Source organism: Rummeliibacillus suwonensis (assembly GCF_007896435.1).
Classification (GTDB): domain Bacteria; phylum Bacillota; class Bacilli; order Bacillales_A; family Planococcaceae; genus Rummeliibacillus; species Rummeliibacillus suwonensis.
On the sequence record NZ_VCBL01000001.1, the window covers coordinates 1106241 to 1125009 of the forward strand.

At 37.5% G+C, this 18769-nt stretch carries 20 protein-coding genes; 19 read left to right on the forward strand and 1 reads right to left on the reverse strand.

The annotated features are described in order from the left end of the window. The first annotated feature begins 22 nt into the window (after positions 1–22). The 18 genes from FEU33_RS05170 (at position 23) to FEU33_RS05260 (ending at position 17854) form a co-directional block, all read left to right on the forward strand. The gene (locus FEU33_RS05170; protein WP_146548347.1) at positions 23–271 is read left to right on the forward strand and encodes a hypothetical protein; all 249 of its coding nucleotides are present in this window, start codon (positions 23–25) and stop codon (positions 269–271) included. Then, complete coding sequence (locus tag FEU33_RS05175; protein WP_146548348.1) at positions 268–816, forward strand: SpoIIIAH-like family protein; 549 nt, start codon at positions 268–270, stop codon at positions 814–816. The genes FEU33_RS05170 and FEU33_RS05175 overlap by 4 nt, the downstream gene beginning before the upstream one ends. A 115-nt stretch (positions 817–931) precedes the next feature. Next, positions 932–1435 carry an acetyl-CoA carboxylase biotin carboxyl carrier protein gene (gene accB / locus FEU33_RS05180; protein WP_146548349.1) on the forward strand — a complete coding sequence of 168 codons (504 nt, stop codon included), beginning with the start codon at positions 932–934 and terminating at the stop codon, positions 1433–1435. 16 nt (positions 1436–1451) lie between these two features. After that, on the forward strand, positions 1452–2807 hold the full coding sequence (accC, locus tag FEU33_RS05185) for an acetyl-CoA carboxylase biotin carboxylase subunit (RefSeq protein WP_146548350.1): 1356 nt from the start codon (positions 1452–1454) through the stop codon (positions 2805–2807). A gap of 21 nt (positions 2808–2828) precedes the next feature. After that, a complete protein-coding gene (locus FEU33_RS05190; protein ID WP_146548351.1) occupies positions 2829–3236 on the forward strand; it encodes an Asp23/Gls24 family envelope stress response protein in 408 nt (135 codons plus the stop codon). A gap of 509 nt (positions 3237–3745) precedes the next feature. After that, the gene (gene nusB, locus FEU33_RS05195) at positions 3746–4120 is read left to right on the forward strand and encodes a transcription antitermination factor NusB (protein WP_146548352.1); all 375 of its coding nucleotides are present in this window, start codon (positions 3746–3748) and stop codon (positions 4118–4120) included. A gap of 36 nt (positions 4121–4156) precedes the next feature. Then, complete coding sequence (folD, locus tag FEU33_RS05200) at positions 4157–5008, forward strand: bifunctional methylenetetrahydrofolate dehydrogenase/methenyltetrahydrofolate cyclohydrolase FolD (RefSeq protein WP_146548353.1); 852 nt, start codon at positions 4157–4159, stop codon at positions 5006–5008. 191 nt (positions 5009–5199) lie between these two features. Next, positions 5200–6558: an exodeoxyribonuclease VII large subunit gene (xseA, locus tag FEU33_RS05205; RefSeq protein ID WP_146548354.1), complete on the forward strand. Its 1359-nt coding sequence runs from the start codon at positions 5200–5202 to the stop codon at positions 6556–6558. Between the two features lie 211 nt (positions 6559–6769). Continuing rightward, positions 6770–7012 (forward strand): exodeoxyribonuclease VII small subunit, encoded by a 243-nt coding sequence (locus FEU33_RS05215; protein ID WP_146548356.1) that lies wholly within the window; start codon positions 6770–6772, stop codon positions 7010–7012. Continuing rightward, entirely contained in the window at positions 7009–7893 is an 885-nt protein-coding gene (locus FEU33_RS05220) for a polyprenyl synthetase family protein (RefSeq protein ID WP_146548357.1), read from the forward strand. Before FEU33_RS05215 ends, FEU33_RS05220 begins: the two co-directional genes overlap by 4 nt. 91 nt (positions 7894–7984) lie before the next feature. Further along, positions 7985–9892 carry a 1-deoxy-D-xylulose-5-phosphate synthase gene (dxs, locus tag FEU33_RS05225; protein ID WP_146548358.1) on the forward strand — a complete coding sequence of 636 codons (1908 nt, stop codon included), beginning with the start codon at positions 7985–7987 and terminating at the stop codon, positions 9890–9892. Beyond that, complete coding sequence (locus FEU33_RS05230; protein WP_146548359.1) at positions 9892–10713, forward strand: TlyA family RNA methyltransferase; 822 nt, start codon at positions 9892–9894, stop codon at positions 10711–10713. The genes dxs and FEU33_RS05230 overlap by 1 nt, the downstream gene beginning before the upstream one ends. 102 nt (positions 10714–10815) lie before the next feature. Continuing rightward, entirely contained in the window at positions 10816–11265 is a 450-nt protein-coding gene (gene ahrC / locus FEU33_RS05235; protein WP_146548360.1) for a transcriptional regulator AhrC/ArgR, read from the forward strand. A 27-nt stretch (positions 11266–11292) separates the two neighbouring features. Beyond that, positions 11293–12990 (forward strand): DNA repair protein RecN, encoded by a 1698-nt coding sequence (gene recN / locus FEU33_RS05240; RefSeq protein WP_146548361.1) that lies wholly within the window; start codon positions 11293–11295, stop codon positions 12988–12990. Positions 12991–13141: 151 nt separating this feature from the next. Then, positions 13142–14101, forward strand: coding sequence for a SpoIVB peptidase S55 domain-containing protein (locus FEU33_RS05245; protein ID WP_146548362.1), 960 nt, complete (start codon positions 13142–13144; stop codon positions 14099–14101). A gap of 553 nt (positions 14102–14654) precedes the next feature. Continuing rightward, entirely contained in the window at positions 14655–15446 is a 792-nt protein-coding gene (gene spo0A / locus FEU33_RS05250) for a sporulation transcription factor Spo0A (RefSeq protein ID WP_146548363.1), read from the forward strand. A 140-nt stretch (positions 15447–15586) separates the two neighbouring features. Next, positions 15587–16558, forward strand: coding sequence for a tyrosine-type recombinase/integrase (locus FEU33_RS05255; RefSeq protein ID WP_244950974.1), 972 nt, complete (start codon positions 15587–15589; stop codon positions 16556–16558). A 717-nt stretch (positions 16559–17275) separates the two neighbouring features. Continuing rightward, positions 17276–17854: a hypothetical protein gene (locus tag FEU33_RS05260; protein ID WP_146548364.1), complete on the forward strand. Its 579-nt coding sequence runs from the start codon at positions 17276–17278 to the stop codon at positions 17852–17854. Positions 17855–17872: 18 nt separating this feature from the next. Here the strand turns inward: FEU33_RS05260 and FEU33_RS05265 are convergent, their stop codons facing one another. Continuing rightward, entirely contained in the window at positions 17873–18085 is a 213-nt protein-coding gene (locus FEU33_RS05265) for a helix-turn-helix domain-containing protein (protein ID WP_146548365.1), read from the reverse strand. Between the two features lie 167 nt (positions 18086–18252). On the opposite strand from FEU33_RS05265, the gene FEU33_RS05270 reads away from it, so the two are divergent. Next, positions 18253–18435 carry a hypothetical protein gene (locus FEU33_RS05270; RefSeq protein ID WP_146548366.1) on the forward strand — a complete coding sequence of 61 codons (183 nt, stop codon included), beginning with the start codon at positions 18253–18255 and terminating at the stop codon, positions 18433–18435. Positions 18436–18769 lie beyond the last annotated feature (334 nt).

The window sequence follows — 18769 nt, forward strand, 5'->3', positions numbered from 1 at the left end:
AATTGAAGGCGTTGGAAAGGTCATGATTTATTTTTATTATGATCAGCCAACAACGGAAACTAAAACGGATGATTCGTCACTAAGTCAATATTTTAGTTGGCAACAAAACGATAAAAGCAAACAGAAGGTGACGGGCGTTTTAGTCGTAGCAGAAGGAGCTGATTCCATAACGGTAAAAAATGATCTCGTTACCGTATTATCAAGTGTGCTGGAAATACCCACCCATCGTATTATTGTGCGACCAATGGAAAAAAAGGAGGATTCAACATGAAAGTAAAAAAGAAAGCGGTATGGTTTTTGACATTACTAAGTTTAGCTGCGGTTATTTCGGTATATTATCTATCTAATCCTGTGACACCGTTCAACGGACTAGCCATTTTTAGTGATAATGCACTAAAAGATACGAAAATTAGTGATCTTGCAAGCAAAACTGGAAAAACGACACCTGTAACATCAGAGAGCCATCTGTTTGAAGAAATGCGTATGGAACTGCAAAACGAACGTAGTCAATTAAAAGAAACACTAACACAGAAGATTGCATCAGCTCAATATACAGCAGAAGAAAAAAATGAGGCTTTCAATCAAATTGATGCTATTACAAAAAATGAATCAAATGAAGCTATGCTAGAAATGTTAATCGAAACTTTAGGTTATCCAGATGCGTTTGTAAAAGCTGATGACGATCAAATACGTGTTACAGTACAGGCAAATGAATTATCAAAAACAAAAGCAAATGAGATCATTTATATGGTAAAGAAAGAAATAAGTGGTTCTGGAAAAGTTGTAGTAGATTTTCAATCTGAAACAATTAACTAATATTTGTGCGAATTTTCTTGAATAATGTTTATTTTTAAATAAGTGTTTAAAAATTGTAATAAACGCGATAAAATAAAAAATGTATTATATTACACAAAAGTTAGGGGAGCAATATATGTTGAAAATTCAAGAAATTCGCGAAATTATCAAACTAGTAGATTCTTCTTCAATCGATGAATTCGTTTTTGAAGCAGATGATACAAAAGTGAAACTTAAAAAAAATGGTGCTACTACAGTCGTTACTGATGCACCAGCGCAAGTTATTAAAGCGGTTACACCAGCACCAGCAGCACCAGTTGTTGAAGCTCCAAAAGCACCAGCAGCACCAGTTGCAGAAAAACCAGCAGCACCAAAAGCTGAAGTTGCAAATGATGCATCACTACACAAAATCGTTTCACCAATGGTTGGTACTTTCTACAAAGCGCCAAATCCTGAATCTCCAGCATTCGTTCAAACAGGCGATAAAGTGGGCGAAGAAACAGTCGTTTGTATCGTTGAAGCCATGAAATTATTCAATGAAATCGAAGCAGAAGTAAAAGGTGAAATCGTTGAAATTCTTGTAAATGACGGCGAATTAGTGGAATACGGTCAACCTCTATTCCTAGTAAAAGAAGACTAAGGGGGAGGCTTTCCACATGAAAAAAGTATTAATCGCAAATCGTGGTGAAATCGCGGTACGTATTATTCGCGCATGTAAAGAATTGGATATTCAATCTGTAGCTGTATATTCAGAAGCAGATAGTGATGCACTTCATGTTCAACTTGCAGATGAAGCCTATTGTATCGGTTCTAAGTTTTCTAGTGATAGCTACTTGAAAATTGATCGAATCCTTACAGTAGCTGAAAAAACAGGCTGTGATGGTATTCATCCAGGATATGGTTTCCTTGCAGAAAACGCTAGTTTCGCAGAAGCTTGTGAGGATGCAGGTATTACATTTATCGGACCAACTTCAGACGCGATTAAAATCATGGGTATCAAAGATATCGCAAAAGAAACGATGATTGCAGCGGATGTTCCAACTGTTCCGGGTTCAAAAGGTCTAGTAGCAGATGAACATGAAGCTGTTGAAGTAGCGAAAGAAATCGGTTATCCAGTTATTATCAAAGCTACTGCTGGAGGCGGCGGTAAAGGAATCCGTGTTGCACGTGATGAAGAAGATTTGATCAAAGGTGTTCAAATTACTCAAAAAGAAGCAGCTGCAGCCTTCGGAAACCCAGGGGTATATTTAGAGAAATTTATTGAAGATTTCCGTCACTGTGAAATTCAAGTGTTAGCAGATAGCTATGGCAATACCATTCACTTAGGTGAACGTGACTGTACAGTTCAACGTCGTATGCAAAAATTAGTAGAAGAAGCTCCATCTCCAGCACTATCTGAAGAACGACGTGCAGAAATGGGTGAGGCAGCCGTAAAAGCAGCAAAAGCTTGTCACTATCGTGGTGCAGGTACTGTTGAATTTATCTATGACTATAAAGAAGATAAATTCTACTTCATGGAAATGAATACACGTATCCAAGTAGAACACCCAGTAACTGAAGCAATTACAGGTATTGATTTAGTTCGTGAACAGTTGAAGATTGCATCCGGTGAGAAATTAGAGTATAAACAAGAAGATGTGAAAGTGAATGGTTGGGCGATCGAATGTCGTATCAACGCAGAAAATCCATCTAAAAACTTCATGCCATCACCAGGGAAGGTTGAAAACTACTTAGCTCCTGGCGGCAATGGTGTACGTATTGATTCAGCAATGTATCCAGGCTATGCAATTCCACCATACTATGATTCAATGGTCGCAAAACTAATTGTACATGCTGATACTCGCGCAGAAGCAATTGCTAAAATGAAACGTGCCTTAGGTGAATTTATTGTTGAAGGACCAGGAATCCATACAACAATTCCTTTCCACGAAAAACTAATGGATAATGAGGTCTTTAAATCAGGAAAATTCAATACAAAATTCCTTGAAGAAAATGACGTTATGAATTCATAGTAGGAGAAAGGGGCGAACTCTATGGCTGATAAAGTCGTACAATCTCTACCGCAAAACACACCTACTGGCAAGGATGAATTGGGTAAGATTGAGGTTGCACCTGAAGTCATTGAAGTTATTGCGGGAATTGCCACGACAGAAGTGGAAGGTGTCTCTAAAACAAGAGGTAATTTTGCCACTGGTGTCGTAGAAAAATTCGGTAAAAAAGTTCATGGTAAAGGGATCAAAACGGAGTGGACAGAAGAAGGCTTGATTGTGGATGTCTATTGCTTTGTGCAATATGGAGTATCTGTAGCGAAAGTAGCAAAACAAGTTCAAATTCAAATCCGAGAAGCGATCGCTAATATGACATCACACGCAACAAAAGAAGTGAATGTACATATTACGGGTATTCAATTTGACCAATTGAACGACGCAAAAGCTGAATAATGATTGAAAAAGATGTCTTAAAAGTGGGTAAAATAGCTTTTAAGGCATTTTTTTGTTTGTTGATTTTGTGTTGCTGAGAAATGGTTTTATCCCGTGTTAACGGGCAGTAAGACATCCATCTCAAGGTTTAGAGAGAGGCAAGAAAGATAGGGGGATCAACTGTCGCATGCGCCCGATTGGTTCAGCTAACCATCAGTGGGGGATGAAGAAAACCCCCACTGATGGAAGCAATGTTGTGGATAGAAACTATTAAGACATCATACAGCATAAGAAGTGTTGCTGGATGGCTTTGTATGTTAGGAATGTCAAGTTATTAGAGAATATTTTTTCTGACTTTTCAAAACTTATAACAATTCATGCGGTCCGGGCTATTTTGTGTTAGAATAAAAATACTTGTGAACAATTGAAACACTTCGCATATTGGACCTTTTGTGATGATTTTTGCTATTTTTCAACATTTAGCATTTCGCGATGTCCCAATGTAGTAGAATAAAGGAGAACAAATTAAGATGAAGCGACGAGAAGCGCGTGAGAAAGCATTACAAACACTTTTTCAACTAGAAAATACAGAGTTAACCATTCAAGAAGCAATGGAACACGTGATGGAAGAACAAACGGATGAATTTTATGAAAAACTGGTATCTGGTACGGTTCAACATCAATCAGAAATCGATGCTGCATTAGCAGAAAAATTAGAAAATTGGTCATTCGACCGTATAGCGAAAATTGAACGTACAATTTTGCGCTTAGCGGCTTATGAATTGATGTATACACTTGAAACACCAAAAAGTGTTGTTCTTAACGAAGCCATTGAACTAAGTAAAACATTTGGTGATGACAAATCAAGTAAATTTGTCAATGGTGTATTATCAAAATTTGCATAACAATCGAAAAAAGCTGAATTTGGGAGTGTTAACAAGATGTTAGGAAAACTGATTAACGGTAAAGAAATTGGCAATACAATTCGACAATCCATTCAACAAGAAGTGAATGCTTTAAAAGAACAAGGTATTACTCCAGGTCTAGCAGTTATTTTAGTAGGTGACGATCCTGCTTCACGTACGTATGTTTCCAACAAACAGAAATCGTGTGAAAAAATGGGGATCTATTCAGAGCTCATTAAGCTTTCCGCAGATGTTACAGAAGAAACATTGTTACAACAAATTGAGCAACTAAACGCAAACCCGGCAATCGATGGCATCTTAGTTCAATTGCCACTTCCAAAACATATCGATGAACAAAAAGTGATTGCTACGATTTCTCCAGAAAAAGATGTCGATGGCTTCCATCCTATCAGTGTGGGTAAAATGTTATTAGGACAACCTACGTTTTTACCTTGTACACCATTTGGCGTTATGAAACTGTTAGAATATACGAATGTTGATATTGCAGGTAAACATGCTGTCGTAGTGGGCCGTAGTCATATCGTCGGCGTTCCTATGGGACAACTTTTACTACAAAAAGATGCAACAGTTACATATTGCCATTCTAAAACTCCTGATTTAAAAGCGATTACAAAACAAGCTGATATTCTAGTGGTAGCTACAGGTCGTGCAAAAATGATTGGTGCTGATCATGTGAAAGATGGAGCAGTTGTTATTGATGTCGGTATGGACAGAGACGAAAATGGTAAACTATGTGGAGATGTAGACTTCGATGCAGTCATCGATAAAGTATCAGCCATCACCCCTGTTCCTGGCGGTGTAGGTCCAATGACTATTACCATGTTGTTATTTAATACATTGCAATCTGCTAAAAACAAGCTATCATAAGACAAATGGTTACAAAGCAGGTAAAATAGTAACGTCAAGGGCTGTTTTTCTAGCGAAAGACAGCCTTATTAAATGATATAGTGGCTCGATTGGAAGCTGAATAGTAGTAAACATGGATAAGTTTTGTCCAGGCGCATAGTAACCGCTATATATCAAACGCTAAAAGGCGTATAGATAAGGAGTCTGAGATTTTGACAAGCACACCTTATTTAACCGTTCAAGCATTGACAAAATATATTAAAAAGAAATTTGATGTAGATCCCTACTTAAGAAATGTATATGTAAAAGGGGAACTTTCAAATGTAAAACATCATATAGGCTCAGGTCATATTTATTTCACCTTGAAAGACGAGAAAACACAGATAAAAGCTGTTATGTTTGCATCATATGCTAGGCAACTCAAATTCAAACCTGAAAGTGGAATGAAGGTACTGATCAAAGGTGATGTCAATGTTTATGAGGGTGGAGGGCAATATCAACTGTATGCACAGGTAATGGAACCAGATGGACTCGGTAGCTTATATTTAGCGTTCGAACAGTTAAAAGAAAAACTTCAAAAAGAAGGTCTTTTTTCGGATCAGTATAAGAAACCAATTCCAGCATTTCCTAGAAAGGTTGCAGTGGTGACTGCTACAACAGGTGCAGCTATACGAGATATTTGCACCACGATCAAACAAAATTATAAACTAACAGATATCATTATTTTTCCTGCTCTTGTCCAGGGGGAGCATGCGGCAAAAAGTATTGTAAAAGCGATCGAACAGGCAAATCGTACGCCTGAAATCGATACACTAATCGTCGCGCGTGGTGGTGGCTCTATTGAAGATTTATGGGCATTTAATGAGGAGATTGTAGCGAGAGCTATATTTAATAGCGTAGTTCCTGTTATAAGCGGGGTAGGTCATGAAACGGATACAACCATTTCTGACTTAGTAGCTGATGTAAGAGCGGCTACACCAACAGCAGCAGCTAAACGTGCTGTGCCAAGTAGCGAAGAGTTAGCCAAGTACTTGCTCACTAGAAAAGCTCAATTATTCCAATTGGTACAAGCCCGGATCAAACAGGAAAAAGCAAAATTAGAGCGCTTACAAAAATCCTATCCACTCGCTTATCCCGATCGACTATATCGACCTTTTATAGAAAAAATATCGAGAATGGATGAACGATTACATCAAAGTATTTTAGATTATCTAAAGCATCAAAAACTTTTGATGACTCAAATGGATCATCGTTTGCAGCTTCGTTCTCCATTGCAACAACTTCGCTATGAAAAAACAAGAGTAGAAAATAACGAAAAATCCTTAAAAAAAGCAGTGCTGCAACAACTCAATCGAAGAAACGATGAATTTCGTTCTGTTATTCGAACATTGGAAGCACTGAATCCTTTAGCCATTATGACACGAGGCTATAGCCTTACTTACCATAATGGGAAAGTTATCAAATCGATTCAAGAAGTGAAGGAACATGATGAAGTGGAATTTCATCTTCAAGATGGGAAAGCAACAGCAACCGTTACATCGATTACTGTGGAAGATAAAATGAAACTTTAATCAGTGGGGTTTTTCATCCTCTGCTGAAATAGAGGAATTTAAGTGAAAAGAGCCAAGTCCTGTGGCAATACTTGAGTGACTAACATCTTGTTGGCTCGAACTAATCGGGCGCATGTGGTAGTTGATCTCCCTCCTAACTTCTTTACTTTCGCTGAATTTTGAGGTGGGAATAATACTGCCCGTTAATGAGGGATATAAGGGGGAGTAATAGATGACGACTAAAAAGCAAACTTTTGCAACATCGATCAATGATCTTGAAGAAATTGTGCAACAGCTTGAACAAGGCGATGTACCATTAGAAGATGCCATTGAATTATACAAAAAAGGAATGAAATTATCTCAGTTTTGTCATGAACAATTGACAAAAGCTGAAGAACAACTTGTTTCCGTTATGGATGAAAACGGAAATGAACAACCGTTTGAACCAACAGGAGAAGAGGGAAAAGGGAAATGACGCAACCATTAAAGTCTTTCATGAATGCCAATATTCCAGTTATTGAAAAACGTATCAATGATCTTGTTAAAGAAATTACAGCACCAGAAATATTAAAAGAAGCAATGCTTTACTCATTAAATGCAGGTGGTAAACGAGTTCGTCCATTATTTGTATTAGCTGTTATGGACCATTTCAATGTCAAAGATGATGCAGCTTATACTGTAGGTGCTGTCATTGAAATGATTCATACCTATTCATTGATTCATGATGATCTACCAAGTATGGACAATGACGACTATCGCCGTGGCAAACTAACCAATCATAAAGTGTATGGGGATGCTTTTGCCACACTAGCAGGAGATGCGTTAAATACGATTGCGTTTGGTATTTTAGCGCGTATGGAACAAGTTGATGCTGAAAAACGTTTAGAACTTATAGATAAGCTTAGTGTAGCAGCAGGTGCTGAAGGAATGGTAGGAGGACAGATTCTCGATATCGAAGGCGAAACGAAAAAGCTGACATTAGAAGAATTAGAAGAAGTACATGTCCATAAAACAGGGGCGATACTTCGATTCAGTATTGAATCTGGCGCTATTTTGGCTGGTGCTTCTGATGAAGAAAAGGCTATTTTAGTCGAATACGCACATCATATTGGTCTATGCTTCCAAATCCAAGATGATATTTTGGATATAGTTGGTACTACAGAGCAATTAGGAAAAACAGCGGGTAAAGATGTTGCAAGTGATAAAAGTACTTACCCAGCACTCCTTACACTAGATGGAGCCAAAGAAAAACTTCATGTACACTATGAATTAGCTATTAAAGCATTAGAAAAATTGCCATCTGAAAGTAAGTTATTAAAAGAATTTGCCGAATATATTGTTCTTCGCAACAAATAGCAACTCTTTTAATTTTGTGCAATTGTTTATCACTGCTATAATGATAAAAACAATGCGCGATGAATCTATAATGAAAAGGTGTGTGATGGCGATGGATTTGAATAATATATCTAGTCCATCCTTCTTAAAAGAATTAAATACAAAACAACTTCGTGATTTGAGCTATGATATTCGCAAATTTTTAATCGAAAAATGCTCAAACACGGGTGGCCATATTGGACCTAATCTAGGAGTTGTTGAGCTGACAATCGCACTGCATCGTGCTTTTAATAGTCCAAAAGATAAGCTTTTATTTGACGTGGGGCATCAAGCCTACGTTCATAAAATTTTAACAGGTCGTGCATCTGAGTTTGATACACTCCGCCAATACAAGGGATTGTCCGGTTTTCCAAAACGTATTGAAAGCGAACATGATGTTTGGGAAACAGGACACAGTTCAACATCCCTTTCTGCGGCTATGGGAATGGCAGCAGCGCGTGATGTAAAAGGTGAACATCATTATATCGTTCCAATCATCGGTGATGGTGCTTTAACAGGTGGTATGGCTCTTGAAGCACTGAATCATATTGGACACGAAAAAACGAATATGATCGTGATTTTAAATGATAACGAAATGTCCATCGCGCCAAATGTTGGGGCTGTCCATAATATTTTAGGTCGTCTTCGTACTGCAAGTCCATATAACAGAGTAAAAGACGATTTAGAAATGTTACTCAAGAAAATACCAGCAGTAGGTGGTAAATTGGCTGCTACAGCTGAACGTGTTAAGGATAGCCTAAAATATTTACTCGTATCCGGTATCTTCTTTGAAGAATTGGGTTTCACTTATCTCGGTCCGATTGACGGTCATAATTTTGAGATGCTGGAGGAAACTTTACAAAACGCTAAAAAAATTCAAGGGCCTGTTATCATCCATGTTGTAACGAAAAAAGGGAAGGGCTACTTGCCAGCTGAAAACGATACCATTGGTACATGGCATGGAACAGGTCCGTATAAAATTGAAACTGGCGACTTTGTGAAATCAACAACATCAGCACCTGGATGGTCTAAATTGATTGCAGATACGGTTACTCGAATCGCGCGTGAAGATGATCGTGTTGTGGCCATCACACCAGCAATGCCTGTAGGTTCCAAATTGGAGGGATTTGCAAAAGAATTCCCCAATCGTTTTTATGATGTTGGGATTGCAGAACAACATGCGGCAACAATGGCTGCAGGAATGGCTGCTTCAGGGATCAAGCCTTTTTTAGCGATTTATTCTACATTTTTACAGCGTGCCTATGATCAAATGTTGCATGATATTTGTCGACAAAATTTAAATGTATTCATCGGTATTGATCGTGCCGGACTTGTCGGTGCGGATGGTGAAACACATCAAGGGGTATTTGATATTGCTTTTTTACGTCATATGCCGAATATCGTCATTATGATGCCAAAAGATGAAAATGAAGGCCAACATATGGTCAAAACAGCATTAGATTATGAGGATGGTCCGATCGCACTGCGTTATCCCCGTGGAAATGGCTTAGGTGTACCGATGGATAAGGAACTACATGATATTCCAATCGGCACATGGGAAGTGCTGCAAGAGGGAGTCGATGCGGCGATTGTTACATTTGGAACAACCATTCCTTTAGCAAAAAATGCTGCCAATATTTTATCAGCAAAAGGCATCCAAACAGAGATTATCAATGCACGTTTTATCAAACCTATGGATGAAAAAATGCTACATCGACTAATGCAAAGTGGAAAGCCAATCTTAACCATTGAAGAAGCAATGCTTGAAGGTGGATTTGGGAGTGCTGTGTTAGAATTCGCAAATGACCATGGCTATTCAACCGATAGGATTGCTCGAATGGGCATTCCAGATATATTTGTGGAACATGGCAGTGTGGACTTATTGCTTCGTGATTTGCATATTACGGATGAAGAAGCCGTCAATCGTGTCGAAAGATTAATCGCCAAAAAATCTAAAAAACAAGCAGGTTTAAAAGCATAATGACAACAAAAATTCCAAAAGAACGCGTGGATGTATTACTTGTTCAGCGTGGCTTATGTGAGACGAGAGAAAAAGCGAAGCGTACGATTATGGCGGGGCAAGTATTCTCAAAGGAAGTCCGTATTGATAAGGCAGGGGAGAAAATTCCTGTTGATAGTGAATTGACCATTAAAGGACATCAGTTACCCTATGTAAGCCGCGGTGGTTTAAAACTAGAAAAAGCGTTGAAAGTATTCGATGTAGATGTCACAGGAAAGCTAATGCTAGATATCGGTTCTTCAACGGGTGGTTTTACGGATTGTGCATTGCAAAATGGTGCAAAACATTGTTATGCACTTGATGTCGGCTCCAATCAGTTAGCTTGGAAAATACGTTCTGATGAGCGAGTAACTGTGATGGAGAAGACTAATTTTCGATATGTGACAGCACCCGATTTAGTAGAAGGATTACCTGATTTTGCGACGATCGATGTATCCTTCATATCTTTAGAATTAATATTACCTGTTCTAAAAACTCTTCTTTTACCTGGCGGAGATGTGGTGGCATTAGTGAAGCCACAGTTTGAAGCGGGAAAAGAAAAAGTAGGGAAAAAAGGAGTAGTTCGCGAGGCAAAAACTCACTTAGAAGTATTGGAAAAAATTGCGACATTCTCTGAATCCATCGGTTTTATCGTTAAAGATGCATCGTATTCACCTATTACAGGTGGCGAAGGGAATATTGAGTTTTTATTTCACCTTTATAACCCAAGAGCAGGAGAAGAAATCCAGTCTTACACAGATTTCGCTTCATTAGTAAAGGAAGCACATCAACAGTTGAAATAACACGATCCGTGCTTTGTCGGATCGTGTTTTTTCTTGTTAAAATAAAGAAAAAATGATACGTTATAAACAAATGGGCATAAATATACAAAGAGGTGAAAGCAATTGAATAAAAGCCAACGACATATTAGAATCCGCGATATGATTGCTAATAATGAGATCGAAACACAAGATGACTTGGTCGATATGTTAAAAGATGCAGGTTATCACGTTACACAAGCAACGATTTCCCGTGATATAAAAGAGCTGCATCTTATTAAAGTGCCACTCCAAGATGGAAGATATAAATATAGCTTACCAGCAGATCAACGTTTTAATCCCATCCAAAAATTACATCGTGCATTAGCTGACGCCTTTGTATCCATAGATGGGACTAGCCATATGCTTGTGATGAAAACATTGCCAGGAAACGCACATGCTATTGGATCATTATTAGATCATTTGGATTGGGAAGAAATTCTTGGAACCATTTGTGGCGATGACACGATTCTAATCATTTGCCGAGAAGAATCAGAGCGTGAAAAGATTAAAAATCGTTTACTTGAAATGCTATAATGAGAGCTTAAGCGAGGTGAGCTAGTTATGTTAAAAGAGCTATCCATTAAAAATTTCGCGATTATAGAAGATCTAACCGTAGCTTTCCAAGATGGATTAACCGTCTTAACTGGAGAAACAGGTGCAGGTAAATCCATTATTATTGATGCTGTTCAGCTTTTAGCTGGTGGACGTGGTTCCCAAGAGTTTGTTCGACATGGTGCAAAGAAAGCGGAATTAGAGGGCCTTTTTACATTGACCTCTGAAAATCATCCGGCATATGAAAAGTGCGAAGACGCCGGAATTGAAATCGAGGAAGATCTAATTATCTTGCGCCGTGATCTAAATGACAATGGTAAAAGTGTATGTCGTGTAAATGGGAAACTGGTACCATTGTCTCTATTACGCGAAATCGGTGCGACATTGATCGATATACATGGACAACATGAAACCCAAGAATTGATGGATGATCGGCAACACATTCATTTATTAGACCAATTTGCAGGAGAACAAATAGAAGCCGTTCAAGAAAAGTATTTCAAGCAATTCAACGATTATAATACGCTAAAAAAAGAATTGGCTGCTATTTCTGTGAATGAACAGCAAGTGGCTCAAAAAATAGATCTTTATCAATTTCAGATGAAAGAAATTGATGCATGCCAATTCCGGGAAAATGAAGAAGAGGATTTGACAGAAGAACGTCGTCGGCTCATGAATTTCAACAAAATATTTGAATGCTCGAATACGGCACATGAAGCGATTTTAGGCGAGTCGAAAGGGCTTGACTGGATTGGACGTGCAATGTCTGAGTTAGAGGATGTAGCAACCATCGATATGACCTTTAAAGAATATTCAGAAGCCGTTTCAAATGCTTTTTACAATCTTCAAGAGGCAGCCTTTGGGATAAAGAATATTTTGGACGATTTAGAATTTGATCCAGAACGTTTGAACGAAGTAGAGCATCGTTTGGCCCTTATTCAATCGATGAAAAGAAAATATGGATCCACTTTAAAAGAAATTTTAGCGTATCGTGCAAAAATCGGCGAAGAATTGGAATCCTTATTTAATAGAGATGAAAATATTCAAAAAAATGAACAACAGCTCATTGAACTTCGAAAAAAACTTCAGTCAACAGCTTCAAAATTGACAGCTGTTCGCAAAAAAGTTGGCAATCAATTGTCTAATGCTATTATGCAACAGTTACGGGAATTATATATGGAAAAAGCGAAATTTAGTGTTCATTTTGAAACATTGCCTGAAGGTCAATTCGATCATGATGGAGTAGATAAGATTATCTTTTATATTGCAACGAATGTTGGGGAACCACCTAAACCTCTCACAAAAATTGCTTCGGGTGGGGAACTCTCTAGAATTATGCTGGCACTAAAAACCATTTTCTCTACGACGAATGGCATTACTTCTATTATTTTTGATGAGGTGGATACAGGTGTTAGTGGCAGAGTGGCACAGGCAATTGCTGATAAGATCGCAGCCATTTCTGTTCATTCACAAGTATTATGTATTTCTCATTTACCTCAAGTTGCAGCAATGGCGGATCATCATTATCATATTCAAAAACAAGAGGATACCAATCGAACCTTTACTTCATTAACGGAAATTTTTGGCGATGATCGAATTGATGAGATCAGTCGCATCATGTCAGGAGCAGAAGTCACAGAATTGACATTCAGACATGCAAAAGAATTGATTGAAATTGCTGAACAACGAAAAAAATGTTTAGTTTAAGTATGTATCACTTGTTTGAAATTTTTGGTGGAAAATAAAAACATCTTGCAAATTTTGTGAGATGTTTTTTTATACATTCAAACGGTAGACAAATATTTACCTTTCATAACAATTCGATTTGAAGCCATCATAAATGAAAAGGAGGTGACATATGCGAAATGCGAAGCGCTCTTTTTTGAGCTTATTTATTTTACTTGTCGTTTTTGGATCATGGACGACAATTGCAAGTGCAGCCAAGAAAGTAATCCCAATGGGTGACTCAATAGGTGTTGAATTGCAATTGTCAGATATTACGGTTTCAAATGATGTGTTACTACAAGATGGAAATTGGCTCAAAAGAGGAGATATTGTTGAAAAAGTCAATAATACTTCAGTGGAAAAATTGGAAAACATTCACCAAATTATAAAAACATCCTCAAAGGAATCCCTGATTTTAACAATAGGCAGAGATGCTGAAGACAAAAAGGTCAACGTGAAAAAAGAAGAAATGACATCTGTTATGAATTTTCTTCGCGATGAGACAGATGGAATCGGTACGCTAACCTTTTTAGATCCTGATACGAAACAATATGGTGCGTTAGGTCATCAAATCGTCGATCAAATATTACAAAAGCCACCACAATTCAATCAGGGTTCCATTTTCTATGCAAAAATCGAACATATTAAGAAGAGTACTCCTGGAGAACCAGGGTATAAAATCTCTGCGGTTGAAAATGATAAAGGTCAAATCGGCAGTATCGTTTCCAATAGTGTGTATGGGATATTTGGCAAATGGCAAAAATCTATACAACCATCATTGCCAAAAGCGATAGAAGTTATGCAACCTTCTGATATAAAAAAGGGACCTGCCAAATTATTAACAACGATTTCAGGTAAAAAAGTGGAGTCGTTCGATGTGAACATAACAAAGGTGAATGATAAAAGCTTCCAAATTGAAATAACAGACCCTGTATTAAAAGAAAAAACTGGCGGTATTTTACAAGGAATGAGTGGAAGCCCCATCATCCAAGGCGGGCACTTCGCAGGTGCTGTAACACATATGTATATTGAAAGTCCAGAAAAAGGAGCAGCACTACCTATTACAGAAATGCTCAAAAATCAACCTGCTTAAAATAAATATAAGACGGTTAAAAATTAGCCGTTTAAAAAATAAGCAACCACACTCCCAAAAAGCAAAATCCACCCATCTCGGGTGGATTTTTTAGATCTGTACCAATCTTTGTTTGCTTATAGAGGATTTCATTTCATTTTCAAAAAGCGATAGAATTTCACCCTCAAGACTCGAGTAAAGGGTATATGTGACGATCAATTGCTCGATAGGTTTAAAACTAACATCTAGTGAGGGGAGGGACGAAGAAAATCTTCATTAGGTGAAATTGTACTTTAAAGTTCGATATTTGTAGGGTTTTAAAATAGTTATTCAACTGTTTTCTTCTAGCATTCTTTTTCTTTGGATTATTTGTTACAATTAACATGTAAATAATATATACATTTTTGTCGAATTTGAAGAAATTTCTATTACAACATACTCATTTTTTTAAATTTGGAAGGGCTTGACTTAAAGTTGTCGAATAATCCCATTTGTATCAAAAGTGTGTCTACATTTAGAGTAAACTCAGGTTTTGATCTCAATTTAGGAAGTGCATGATAAAGGAGGAAGTCGAATGGAGAAAGTCAAAGTTGCAATTGTGGATGATAATAGTGAATTGGTAAAAATGATGGAAGAATATTTATCAAATCATGGAGAGATTGAGGTAATTAGTACAGCAACAAATGGTAAACAATGTTTGAAAATGTTAGAAGAGCATGTACCAGATGTTCTGTTATTAGATATTATTATGCCACATCTTGATGGATTAGCAGTTCTTGAAACGATGCATGAAAATCCCCAATTTAGTAATGTCCAAGTCATTATGCTAACCGCTTTTGGCCAAGAAGATGTCATGAAACAAGCAGTTGAACTAGGTGCTTCTTACTTTATGTTAAAACCATTTGAATTTGACCGTTTAGCTTTGAAAATTTTACAATGTGCTGGTAAAAAAGTTGAAAAACAAAAACGTGTCAGTATCTTACAAGGTTCCAAACCACAAAAATTGGATCAACGTCAGCTAGATGCGACCATCACAGCCATTATCAAAGAAATTGGTGTACCTGCTCACATTAAGGGATATGCGTATCTCCGTGAAGCCATCCAAATGGTCTATCTTGACGTAGAATTACTGGGTTCTATCACAAAGGTTCTATATCCGGACATCGCCAAAAAATTCGATACCACACCTTCAAGAGTAGAGCGTGCCATTCGCCATGCCATCGAAGTCGCATGGAATCGTGGAAACTACGAATCTATCTCGAAAATGTTCGGCTACACTGTCCATCATCTAAAATCAAAACCGACTAATTCAGAATTCATCGCCATGATCGCGGATAAGATTCGGATTGAGATGGTTGCGGTTTAATGCTGATATGACGCAGTTTCTCACGTAAGCTTCACGGAATTATACCCGATAAACTTATTATATATAACGATAAACTCGCGCTAGTTAAGAGCGCCTGCTTTTACGATTTATTCGATCGTAGGAGGAGGCGCTTTTTTGTTGTGAAAATAACGGGATTTGAACTAGATATTGACCGTTATATGCTCGATTGTTCTGCGAAAGGCTTATCTGCAAAAACGTTAAAATCGTATGAACAAACGTTAAGATTATTTGCTCGCTACTTAGAAGAAAAATTCGAAATTACGGATTCGAAGAAAGTAGGCGCTGAGCATTTGCGGTCATATATATGCGATTTAGAAGAACGTGGAAAGTACGAAATATCTGCGAGTGGTAATCCGAAGAACTATCCGGAACGTCGACAAGACTACGGTAAGCAAATTTCAAAGACTACTATCGCCAATTATGTACGTAATATAAAGGCTTACTACAGTTATATGTACCAAGAACGCTATATTCGTAAAAATCCGATGAAGGAAGTTAAAGCGATTAAGCCGCAGCGAAAGGTTAAGCATTTGCTCGAAGATAAAGAGATAAAACAGTTCTTTCGCGCTTTTGAAGTAACGAAGTTCGACCAATATCGAGACTGGATAATGGCGCAACTGATATTCGATTGCGGTGCACGTATTAACGAATTATCTGCGACAGTAGATGCGGATTACGACCTACGAAATAATGCGCTACTTTTACGTGAGACAAAGAATGGTAAAGAGCGTTTCGTTTACTTTAGCGACATTATGCGGCGACTATTAAAGTCGTGGTTTAACTACAAGGATCGCTATACGAATTCTGAATATACATTTCCAACTTTGCGAGGAAATCGCGTAAGAATCGAAGGCGTCGAGCGTTCATTCAGATTAAGAGCGCGTGACGTTGGCTTACAAGTAACTCCGCATTTGCTTAGAAATAACTTTGCCAAGCGCTATCTGATAAATGGCGGAGATTTAGCTACGTTATCTCGGTTGCTCGGACATTCAAGCGTTGAGGTCACAGCCAGTATTTATTTAGATTTTGCAGAAAAAGAATTAATGCAGAAATACCGTCAACACTCGCCGTTACAGCATTTAGACAAATAAAAAAAGGACAAGCGTTAGCTCCGCCAGTCCTTAGCTACTCAATTAGCTTATACACCAATAAAAACTAAATATGAGTATCTTATATGCCTTCATTTTAATTTAAAAAAATTAGAATGTCAAAGGTCTAGTTTGCTATTGTCTTTTTTAAGAGACTCCGTCTTGGTTGCCCAATAACAGGACGTAAAATGAAAATGGTCAGGTTATGACGTTTCCACTGCAAATAAACGTCTAAGCTACATATAAACGTTTCCTATCACGTTTGTAGCTGAATGGCGCTAACGGCCATAACGGTTAGGAGTGGAAGGACTGGACGCTTACGGGCGTCGTAGGACGTACCATAGAGGTGTTTTTGTAGAGCTCCGCATTTGTCGGATATACATTAATCATATAAAGCATGATCGCAATATATGAAAACATGAAACTCACGGGGGCAGTAGTAGTGTAGTAGGTACGTTGGATTGAAAAATCCGCAACTGATAGGAGCATACGATACTCACCGCACACTGTGATGGTTTGTGAAATAGCGTTGTCTGTCTTGTTTGTAGTAGATTAATATTTTCTACCGCGAACTTAGGCAGACAACTTTGCGCCGAGCCTAGCCGCTCCTATTCCGGTTTGTGCCAAAATTCAAAAGAAAAAGCAAGCTGATAATCCCTAGCAATACTATAACTAAAAATGGTACTATACTATTATAATTATTTAGTAGGGGTGAAAGTAATGCAAGAAAAAGATAATCATAGATTTTTATTTACAACAGATTCTGCATATATTATCGGATATATTACAATAGTTGGTTATACTATGGCATATTATTTTCAAAAAGGATATTTCGAGCATTATAGAGTCCCCGAAGAATTTATGCCTGATACAACAATTAATACTATTCTATTGATAATAACGGTATTTGGACCGATATTTTTATTTTTAACGCAGATTATAGGCTTATATAGTAATTCATTCACTAAACATATTAAACAAGAACACAAATTACTAAAAGATAAACCTATTTTATTCTATACAATGATAATATTCAGTATATATTTATTAGGGCAAATTAGTTATTTTGTAGGATTGGGTAAAGCGAATATTGAAAATACATATACTATTGCAACTAATAATGATAAAGAATATATCGTAATACTACGTGAAGATGATAATTCATTGGTTGCACCTTTTAATCGTAAGAAGAAGATATTAGTACCTAGATATATACTATTAGATAATAAAGATTTAACTTTTACTAAAGAAATTATTAATAATATAAAACTAGATGAAAATTTTTCTAAAAGTAAATAATCTATAAAAGCCTACCATTTATTTGGGAGGCTTTTCTAATACAAGTAAATCACTTATCTCGACGTCAAGCGCTTCGCACAAAGCTCCGATTGAATCACGCTGATACTGCTTAGTTTCATCGTTATATAGTCGTCTTACAGTCTCAACAGGTAAATCAGCCATTCGAGCACACTCCCGAATAGAAATACCTCTACGATCTAAAATGTTTTTCAAATTTGATTTAACACGCATAAGAAAGCCCCCTAATGTTTTCCTAAATTATATAATAAAAATTTTAAAAAAACTACGGAATGTAGTTGACAACGGAACGTAGTCGGTGTATTATAAGTATATAGAACACGTCGATAATTTATACCCAGGTGACTACGGAACGTGTTCGATAATAAGGAGGAAATAATATGCAAATCAAATACGTAAAAACAATCGTAGGATGGTACAACATTTATAACGTTCAAACTGGTGAAGTAATCAACGTAACTCCGGAACAATTCGCAGAACTTTGCCCGGGAGTATCACGCAAATCTCGCTTAGGTTGCTTGAAGATTGACGTATCAAATAAAAAACGTCTCTTTGCAGCATAGTAATAAATTTTTGCGGATATACACGGCGTATCCTACGAGTAAATAACTATAGTCAACGTGTGCTTATTTATGAACGAGCGCTACTAGACGGATTCTAGTGGAGCAAACGGATGGCATAACGCTAGTCGTGCGGAGGGTTACGGGAATAATCTAAAGCAAAGTAGGTAGTCAGTCGCGATGGCAAAGCGACTTAAGCGATTAGCCTCGGCAAAGGCTTATCAAACGCAATTCAGTAGGCGCCAAACTACTGAGCCTATAATAACACGGCTTGAGGCACGAAAGAGGCTTAAAGCTTTAAATAACGAGAATACAAAAAGAAAAAGCGAAGGTTAGC